The following is an 8,605-nucleotide window of genomic DNA, read 5'->3' on the forward strand; positions in this document are numbered from 1 at the left end:
GGTGGAGGCATGTCGCGCCATCGCGTCGTCATCATCGGGAGCGGGTTCGGGGGACTCAATGCCGCCCGGTCACTCAAACGGGCGGACGTCGACGTCACCCTGATATCGAAGACGACCACCCACCTGTTCCAGCCGCTGCTGTACCAGGTGGCCACCGGCATCCTGGCCGAGGGCGACATCGCCCCGACCACCCGGCTGGTGCTGCGCAAGCAGAAGAACGTCCGGGTGCTGTGGGGTGAGGTCAGCGCGGTCGACCTGCAGGCGAGGACGGTCACGTCGCACCTGATGGGCATGGAGACCGTGACGCCCTACGACAGCCTGATCGTGGCCGCCGGCGCCCAGCAGTCCTACTTCGGCCACGACGAGTACGCCGCCTTCGCGCCCGGCATGAAGAGCATCGACGACGCCCTGGAGCTGCGGGCCCGCATCCTCGGCGCGTTCGAGGCGGCCGAGGTCGCCACCGACCCCGCCGAACGGAAACGCCGGCTCACCTTCGTGGTGGTGGGCGCGGGGCCGACGGGCGTCGAGCTTGCCGGCGAGATCGTCCAGCTGGCCGCGCGCACCCTGGGCGGGGCGTTTCGGACCATCACGCCCAGCGAATGTCGGGTCATCCTGCTCGATGCGGCGCCCGCGGTGCTGCCACCCATGGGCGAAAAGCTGGGCCTGAAGGCCCACCGGCGGCTGGAGAAGATGGGCGTCGAGGTCCAGCTCGACGCCATGGTGACCACGGTCGACTACATGGGCATCACGGTCAAGGACAAAGACGGCAGCGAGCGCCGCATCGAATGCGCCTGCAAGGTGTGGGCGGCGGGCGTGCAGGCCAGCCCGCTGGGCAGGATGATCGCCGAGCAGTCCGACGGCACCGAAACCGACCGCGCCGGGCGGGTGGTCGTCGAGCCCGACCTCACCGTCAAGGGCCACCCGTACGTGTTCGTCGTCGGCGACCTGATGTCGGTGCCCGGCGTCCCGGGCATGGCCCAGGGCGCGATCCAGGGGGCGCACTACGCCACCGGCCTGATCAAGCAGGCCGTGAAGGGCCGCGACGATCCGGCCGACCGCAAGCCGTTCGCGTACTTCGACAAGGGCAGCATGGCGCTGATCTCGCGGTACAGCGCCGTCGCCAAGGTCGGCAAGCTGGAGTTCGGCGGCTTCATCGCCTGGCTGGCGTGGCTGCTGTTGCACCTGTTGTATCTGGTCGGCTTCCGCAACCGCATTGCCGCCATGTTCTCCTGGGGGATCTCCTTCCTGGGCCGCACCCGCGGCCAGATGGCGATCACCAGCCAGATGATGTATGCCCGGCCGGTGGTGGACTGGGTGGAGCGGCAGGCGCAAGAGGGGACGCTGGCGGCGGTCGAACGCATCGAAGCGGCCGAGAAGCAAGCCGGCTAACTCAAAGCCTGGTCGATATCGGCGATCAGGTCGTCGGTGCCCTCCAGCCCGACGGAGATGCGAACCACGTTGTCGCCCAGGCCGATCGCGGCGCGACCCTCGGGTCCCATCGCGCGGTGGGTGGTGGTCGCCGGATGGGTCACCAGCGACTTGGCGTCGCCGAGGTTGTTGGAGATGTCGATCAGCCGCAATTTGTCCAGCACCTCGAAAGCCCGCTTCTTGGAAGCGCTTTCGGGGAAGTCGAGCGCGAAGGTGATCACCGTGCCGCCGCCGGCCATCTGGCGCTTGGCCAGGTCGTACTGCGGGTGCGACGGCAGGAAGGGGTAGCGCACCCAGCTCACCGCGGGGTGGCCCTCCAGGAATTCCGCGATCCGGTGCGCCGAGGAATTGCAGTGCTCGACCCGAACGGCGAGCGTCTCAAGACCTTTCAGCAGCACCCAGGCGTTGAACGCGCTCATCGCCGGGCCGGTGTGGCGCATCAGCTTCTGCACCGGGCCGTCGATGTACTCCTTGTCGCCGAGGATGGCGCCGCCCAGTACGCGGCCCTGACCGTCGATGTGCTTGGTGGCCGAGTACACCACCACGTCAACCCCCAGCGGAAAGCCCTGCTGCAGCAGCGGCGTGGCAAACACGTTGTCCAGCACCACTTTCGCCCCGGCGCCGTGGGCGAGCTCGGTCACCGCGGCGATGTCCACCAGGGACTGCATCGGGTTCGACGGCGTCTCGAAGAACACCGCCTGCGTCGGTTTGGAAAGCGCCTGCTCCCACTGAGCGAGGTCGTCGCCGTCGACGAACACCGTCTCCACGCCCCAGCGCGGCAGGATCTCGTTGCACACCACGAAGCACGACCCGAACAGGCTGCGAGCCGCGACCAGCCGGTCGCCGGCGGCCAACAGCGCACCCAGCGAGGTGAACACCGCGGCCATGCCGCTCGCGGTGGCGAACGCCGCGGGTGCCCCCTCGATCAGGCGCAGCCGCTCCTCGAACATCGTCACGGTCGGATTGCCGTACCGGGAGTAGACGAAATGGTCCAGCTCCCCGGTGAAAGACTTCTCCGCGACGGCCGCCGACGAGTACACGTAGCCGGACGTCAAGAACATCGCCTCGGCGGTCTCTTCGAAACCCGAGCGCAACAGCCCGCCGCGCACGCCGATGGTGGCCTGGCTGACGCCGTCGGGCAGCGCCCTGGGCGTGCGGACCGAGTCGCTCATCCCTGCTTCAGCCCTGTTTCCAAGGCAATCCCACTGCGCGCCAACCGGTTTCACCGCGATGACCGCTCGCATCGAGCTGGCCCTCGAAACCGTCCAGCACGTTGTAGGCCGGCGTGATGCCCAGCTCCGTCGCCACCTCGGCCGCGCCGATCGAGCGGTTGCCCGAACGGCACAGGAAGATCACGGGCCGCTCCTCGTCGGCGGGTGGGACCCGGCCCTTCAACTCGTCGGCGAAGCTGGGGTTCGGCATCCCGTTGCCGGTGACCCATTCGATGTACACCACGTCGCGGCCCAGGCTGGACAGGTCGGGCACCCCGACGAAGCGCCATTCGGCGTCGGTGCGCACGTCGACCAGCACGGCGTTGGGGTTGTCGCTCAGTAGCTTCCATGCCTCGAGGGGCGTGATGTCTCCTGCGTAGCTCATCCGCGTGAGTCTCGCACAGTCAGGGCATTCGCCACCTGTCGGGCGCGGTCGCGCGCGGCCGCCACGTCCGGGGCGGTGGCCAGTGCCACCCCCAGCCTGGTGGACCTCGGGCCGAAGATGCGGAGATCGCTTTCCGAAACCCGCAGGGCTCCGTTCAGCGCGGCGACGGCCGGCGACCGGCCGTCCGGGTCGGCGGCGACCAGGTGGGCCGCGGCCGGCGACATCATCATGGTGTCCACCGGCAGGCCCAGGACGGCCCGGGCCTGCAGCTCGAACGCCGATAGCCGCTGGCTGCGCAGGGTCACCCAGACGCTGGGGTGCGGGTGGGCGGTGACGTCGGCGAAATACACCTCGTCGCCCTTGATCATCAACTCGACGGCGAAGACGCCGCGCCCGCCGAGCGCCTTGATGATGCGCGCGGCGATCGACTTCGCGGCGTCCACCGCGGCGTCGCTCATCTGCTGGGGTTGCCATGATTCCAGCACGGCGCCGTCGGCGTCGCGATGGCCGATCGGTGAGCAGAATTCGAGCACGGGACCGTTCGGGCCCTCCCTGCGCACGGCGAGCAGGGTGACGTTGAAGTCGACGTCGACCACCGTCTCGGCCATCACCCGACCCGCCGCGCCGCCGACCGCGCGCTGCCAGGCCGGCTCGATGTCGTCCGGCCCGGAGACCACCGAGTGGCCCCGCCCCGACACCGGCTTGACCAGCAACGGGTATCCGGCATGCGCGGCCACCGACCGCAGTTCCCCCACCGACCCGACGAACCAGAAGGGCGCGGTGGGCAGCCCCAGCTCGTCGGCCGCCCGCCGCCGCAGGGCCTCGCGATCGGCGGTGAGCCGCACGGTGCGGGCGCTGGGCACCAGTTCGGTGCGCTCGTGCTCCGGGGTCACGCTCAGCGCCTCGAGGGCGCCCACGGCGACGGCGTCGGTGGCCGTCACCACGAACCGGGGGTTGTGGTGGCGAATCGCGCGCGAGAGAGCGTCGGCGTCGGTCAGGTGCTCTTCGACGGCGATCACCCGCGCGCCGAGGTGTCCCAGCGCGCCGGCCAGCTCCCGGCTCAGCTCACCCGAACCGAGCAGCAGCACCGCCGGTCTGCCGTCGGCATGCGCGTCGGGAGCCTGCGGGGCCGCGTGCGGGGAAGTTTGCGGGGGCAGGACGATCGCGGTCGTCTTGTCGTCCTGGCCGTGGGTCGAGCCGTCAGTCACCGCTCAAGGATAGGTCGGTTCTGGACAGTTAAGGCTGGCCGGGAAGCAGCCGCACCATCAGCCCGTTGGCCTCGGCCAACACGGTGTCGTCGGCGTCGACCAGCTCCGCGGCGACGAACGCCTTGCGGCCCTCGGCGCTGATGACGCGCCCCCGCACCGCCAGCGGCGCGTCGATGGGCGTGACCTTGCGGTAGTCCACGTGCAGGAAGGCGGTGCGGCTGATCGGCCGTCCCGCGGCGTGGGAGATCATGCCGAACATGTGATCGAACAGCAGCGGCAGCACGCCGCCGTGCACGGCGTGGTTGCCGCCGACGTGAAACCGGGTGAAATACCCCGTCATCTCGACGCCGTCGGGGGCGTACCGCGTCAACGTCCAGGGCGGCAGCAGCAGGCTGCCCATCCCCGGCAGGCCGGGTGTCCGGCCGGCCGGCGCCCTGCCCTCCTCCGCCTGGAACGGGCCCAGGACCTCGACCAGGGCCGCGGCGCGGTCGGCCGCGTCGTCCCAGACGTCGTCACCGGGGTCGGCGGACACCGCGAGGTCCTGCAGCCGGCGCATCGCCGCGACGAACCGGCCGAAACCCGGCCCGGGGCTGGCCGGGCCGTATTCGGGGAAGCCGCCGTGGTGTTGGTATTCCGGGTCGAGTTCTTCTGGGTCCGGCTCCGTCACGCGCGGGCCGCCAGGACGTCGCGTCGCACGATCGTCTGGTCGCGCCCGGGACCGACGCCGATGCACGAAACATGCGCTCCCGCAAGCTCTTCCAGCCGTAGCACGTAGTCACGCGCCTTGGCGGGCAGGTCGTCGAACTCCCGCGCGTCCGAGATGTCCTCCCACCAGCCGGGCAGCTCCTCGTAGATCGGCTCGGCCCGGTGCAGGTCGCTCTGGGTCATCGGCATGTCGTGGATGCGGTCGCCGTCGATCTGGTAGCCCACGCAGACCGGCACCGTCTCCAGGCTGGACAGGACGTCGAGTTTGGTCAGGAAGAAGTCGGTGATGCCGTTGACTCGGGTGGCGTAGCGGGCGACGACGGCGTCGAACCAGCCGCAGCGACGGCGCCGCCCGGTGGTGACGCCGAATTCGCCGCCGGTCTTGGACAGGTACTCGCCGTTCTCGTCGAACAGCTCGGTGGGGAACGGGCCGGAGCCCACCCGGGTGGTGTAGGCCTTGAGGATGCCCAGCACGGCGGTGATCCGGGTCGGGCCGATGCCCGATCCCACGCACGCGCCGCCCGCCGTCGGGTTCGACGACGTCACGTAGGGATAGGTGCCGTGGTCGACATCCAGCAGGGTGCCCTGGGATCCCTCCAGCAGCACCGTCTCGCCGGCCTCCAGCGCCGTGTTGAGCAGCCGGCGGGTGTCCCGGATGCGGTGCCGGAAGCCCTCCGCCTGCTCCAGCAGGGCGTCGACCACCTGGTGCGGGTCCAGCGCCTTGCGGTTGTAGATCTTGACCAGGATCTGGTTCTTGAGCTCCAGCGCGGCCTCGACCTTGTGGGTCAGCTGCTCGGGGTCGAGCACGTCGGCGACGCGGATGCCCTGCCGGGCGATCTTGTCCTGGTAACAAGGTCCGATGCCGCGGCCGGTGGTGCCGATCTTCTTGTTGCCCATATAGCGCTCGGTGACCTTGTCGATGGCCACGTGGTAGGGCAGCAGCAGGTGCGCGTCGGCCGAGATCAGCAGCTTGGTGGTGTCGACGCCGCGATCCTCGAGGCCCTTCAGCTCGTCGAGCAGCACACCCGGATCCACCACCACGCCGTTGCCGATCACGTTGGTGACACCCGGCGTCAGCACCCCGGACGGGATCAGGTGCAGCGCGAAGTTCTCGCCGCCGGGCAGGACGACGGTGTGCCCGGCGTTGTTGCCGCCCTGGTAACGCACCACCCACTGCACGCGCCCACCGAGCAGGTCAGTGGCCTTACCTTTGCCCTCGTCGCCCCACTGGGCGCCGATGAGGACGATTGCCGGCATGCCTTGCTCCCGCCTAATCCCACGCGTTTCAGCCTGCTTATTGTGGTCCAGCCGGTGGCCCAGCCTATCCCAGGCCTATGCCAGGAGGTTGCGAGTAACACATGGAGACGGTGGGGGTGTTGGTGTTCGGCGATCGGCGGGTGCCCGGGCCGCTGACCGGCCTGCCCGTGCACACGGCCGATATCGACGCCGCGATCGGGCCGTACCGGCGGCTGGCGGTCGTCGGCGCCGACGCCGACCTGGCCGCGGTGCTGACCCGGTTGCTGCGCGCCGACCGGCTGGACGTCGAGGTGGCCTATGTGCCGACCCGCCGCACCCGGGCAACCCGGATCTACCGCGCGCCGGCCGGGCGGCGGGCTGCGCGGCGCGCCCGGCGCGGCTCCGCGCACCGGGTGACCCTGATCCGCGACGAGACCGGGTCGGTGGTGGCGGGCCGGGCCGGCTGGTTGCCCCCCGACGGCGGGCAGCTGCTGCGCGGCGAGGCCGTCGTCGACGACACCACGCTCTTCGACGGGGACGTCGCCGCGGTGTGGGTCGAGCCGACGCTGGCCGCGCCGGGCCTGCGCGCCCGGGTCAAAGGGCGCCGGTGGGTCGCCGGCCGCGCCGCCCAGCTGGGTAGCACCGGCGTCACGGTCGTGCGCGACGGCGTCGCGGCGCCCCGCGCGGCGCGCCGCTCGACGTTTTACCGCCACGTCGAAGGTTGGCTGCTGGTCCGGTAATTTTTCAGCGGTGAGCTTCCCCGCGCGGCAACACGAATCGGTGCGGCCCAGCCCGATTTTCCTGGGCCTGGTCGCGTTGACGGCGGCGGGCGGCGTCCTGGCCTGGCTGGCCGGATCGAGCGTGCGGCCGCTGTCCTATGTCGGGGTCTTCCTCTTCGTCATCGCGGGCTGGCTGGTTTCGCTGTGCCTGCACGAATTCGGCCACGCCGTCACCGCCTGGCGATTCGGCGATCACGACGTCGCGGTCCGCGGTTACCTGACCCTGGATCCGCGGCGCTACAGCCACCCCGCGCTCTCGCTGCTGCTGCCGATGGTGGTCATCCTGCTGGGCGGCATCGGGCTGCCGGGCGCCGCGGTATACGTGCGGACCTGGTTCATGACGCCCACCCGCCGCACGCTGGTCAGCCTGGCGGGCCCGGCGGCCAACCTCGTGCTGGCGGTGCTGCTGCTGGGGCTGACCCGGCTGTTCTACGACCCGGCCCACGCCGTGCTGTGGTCCGGGGTGGCGTTCCTGGGCTTCCTTCAGCTCACCGCGGTGTTGCTGAACCTGCTGCCCGTTCCGGGCCTCGACGGCTACGACGCGCTCGAGCCGCATCTGAGTCCCGAGACGCAGCGCGCGCTGGCGCCGGCCAAGCAGTGGGGCTTCGTCATCCTGCTGTTCCTGCTCTTCGCGGCCAGCCAATGGTTCTTCGGGCTGGTGCTCTGGTTGTTCCATTTCTCCGGCGTGCCGCCCGTGCTGGTGTCCTGGGGCAACCAGCTCACCCGGTTCTGGAGCCGCTGGATCTAGCGGTTGCCATATATGCGTCATTGCGCATATATTGCTGGGCTATGGGCGCCGGCCACAACCACCTCCCCGCCGAGACCGACTCGTCCCGGATGATCCCCCGCATGGTCGCCGCCGCGGCCATCCTGGCGGCGTTCTTCGTGATCGAATTGACCACCTCGATCCTGATCAACTCGATGGCGCTGCTGGCCGACGCCGGGCACATGCTCACCGACGTGGTCGCCGTGTTCATGGGGCTGGCCGCCGTCACGCTGGCCCGCCGCGGCAGCTCGTCGCCCGCACGCACCTACGGCTGGCACCGCGCCGAGGTGTTCACCGCGGTCGCCAACGCCGGGCTGCTGATCGGGGTCGCGATGTTCATCCTCTGGGAGGCGATCCAGCGGCTGAAGGAAACCCCGACGGTCCCGGGCGTGCCGATGATCGTGGTCGCGCTGGCCGGGCTGCTGGCCAACCTGGTGGTAGCGCTGCTGCTCCGGTCGCATTCGGAGGGCAGCCTGGCGGTCAGGGGCGCCTACATGGAGGTGGTCGCCGACAGCGTCGGCAGCGTCGGCGTGCTGATCGCCGGCATCGTCACCGTCACGACGCGCTGGCCGTACGCCGACGTGGTGGTCGCGGTGCTGGTCGCGCTGTGGGTGCTGCCCCGGGCCGAGTCGCCGTCGCTGGTCAGGTGCGCGGTGCACATGTCCTTGCCCGGCGACAGCGTCCACACGTGCAGGTCGTGCACCTCGGTGACGCCGTCGACGGCGCCGAGCGCGCTGCGCAACTCCTCCACGTCGATGTGGGCCGGCGACGTCTCGGACAGGATCCGCAGCGCCGCGCGGGCCAGCGAGACGGCCCGGGGCAGCACCCACAGCGCGACCAGCACCGCGACCACCACGTCGGCGTACGGCCAGCGCGTCGTGACGGTG

At 70.4% G+C, this 8,605-nt stretch carries 9 protein-coding genes; 4 read left to right on the forward strand and 5 right to left on the reverse strand.

Annotated elements, in window-relative coordinates; all coding sequences use genetic code 11:
- The first annotated feature begins 9 nt into the window (after window positions 1–9).
- A complete protein-coding gene (locus A5705_RS08475) occupies window positions 10–1,389 on the forward strand; it encodes an NAD(P)/FAD-dependent oxidoreductase (protein WP_068276816.1) in 1,380 nt (459 codons plus the stop codon).
- Here A5705_RS08475 and A5705_RS08480 read toward each other — a convergent pair.
- From A5705_RS08480 to A5705_RS08500, 5 genes are read right to left on the reverse strand one after another with little or no spacing between them, the layout of a single operon-like run.
- Complete coding sequence (locus tag A5705_RS08480) at window positions 1,386–2,600, reverse strand: O-succinylhomoserine sulfhydrylase (RefSeq protein ID WP_068276819.1); 1,215 nt, start codon at window positions 2,598–2,600, stop codon at window positions 1,386–1,388. The two genes, A5705_RS08475 and A5705_RS08480, sit on opposite strands and share 4 nt — an antisense overlap.
- Before the next feature lie 7 nt (window positions 2,601–2,607).
- Complete coding sequence (locus A5705_RS08485) at window positions 2,608–3,024, reverse strand: rhodanese-like domain-containing protein (RefSeq protein WP_067883276.1); 417 nt, start codon at window positions 3,022–3,024, stop codon at window positions 2,608–2,610.
- The gene (purT, locus tag A5705_RS08490; protein WP_068276822.1) at window positions 3,021–4,232 is read right to left on the reverse strand and encodes a formate-dependent phosphoribosylglycinamide formyltransferase; all 1,212 of its coding nucleotides are present in this window, start codon (window positions 4,230–4,232) and stop codon (window positions 3,021–3,023) included. Before purT ends, A5705_RS08485 begins: the two co-directional genes overlap by 4 nt.
- A 28-nt stretch (window positions 4,233–4,260) precedes the next feature.
- Complete coding sequence (locus A5705_RS08495) at window positions 4,261–4,899, reverse strand: PaaI family thioesterase (RefSeq protein ID WP_068276825.1); 639 nt, start codon at window positions 4,897–4,899, stop codon at window positions 4,261–4,263.
- Window positions 4,896–6,194, reverse strand: coding sequence for an adenylosuccinate synthase (locus tag A5705_RS08500; RefSeq protein WP_068276828.1), 1,299 nt, complete (start codon window positions 6,192–6,194; stop codon window positions 4,896–4,898). Before A5705_RS08500 ends, A5705_RS08495 begins: the two co-directional genes overlap by 4 nt.
- A 101-nt stretch (window positions 6,195–6,295) precedes the next feature.
- On the opposite strand from A5705_RS08500, the gene A5705_RS08505 reads away from it, so the two are divergent.
- The 3 genes from A5705_RS08505 to A5705_RS08515 form a co-directional block, all read left to right on the forward strand.
- On the forward strand, window positions 6,296–6,913 hold the full coding sequence (locus A5705_RS08505) for a peptidase M50 (protein WP_068276831.1): 618 nt from the start codon (window positions 6,296–6,298) through the stop codon (window positions 6,911–6,913).
- A 10-nt stretch (window positions 6,914–6,923) separates the two neighbouring features.
- Complete coding sequence (locus A5705_RS08510; RefSeq protein ID WP_068276834.1) at window positions 6,924–7,700, forward strand: site-2 protease family protein; 777 nt, start codon at window positions 6,924–6,926, stop codon at window positions 7,698–7,700.
- A 41-nt stretch (window positions 7,701–7,741) separates the two neighbouring features.
- The coding region (locus A5705_RS08515) for a cation diffusion facilitator family transporter (protein WP_231982388.1) at window positions 7,742–8,605 on the forward strand (864 nt) is incomplete at its 3' end.

It is taken from the genome of Mycobacterium sp. E787 (assembly GCF_001668725.1).
In the GTDB taxonomy this organism is placed as follows: domain Bacteria; phylum Actinomycetota; class Actinomycetes; order Mycobacteriales; family Mycobacteriaceae; genus Mycobacterium.

Bases quoted from the DNA above. Each gene is read 5' to 3' on its own strand.
- A5705_RS08500 (WP_068276828.1), bottom strand. From the start codon at position 6,194: ATGCCGGCAATCGTCCTCATCGGCGCCCAGTGGGGCGACGAGGGCAAA.
- A5705_RS08475 (WP_068276816.1), top strand. From the start codon at position 10: ATGTCGCGCCATCGCGTCGTCATCATCGGGAGCGGGTTCGGGGGACTC.
- A5705_RS08480 (WP_068276819.1), bottom strand. From the start codon at position 2,600: ATGAGCGACTCGGTCCGCACGCCCAGGGCGCTGCCCGACGGCGTCAGC.
- A5705_RS08485 (WP_067883276.1), bottom strand. From the start codon at position 3,024: ATGAGCTACGCAGGAGACATCACGCCCCTCGAGGCATGGAAGCTACTG.
- A5705_RS08505 (WP_068276831.1), top strand. From the start codon at position 6,296: ATGGAGACGGTGGGGGTGTTGGTGTTCGGCGATCGGCGGGTGCCCGGG.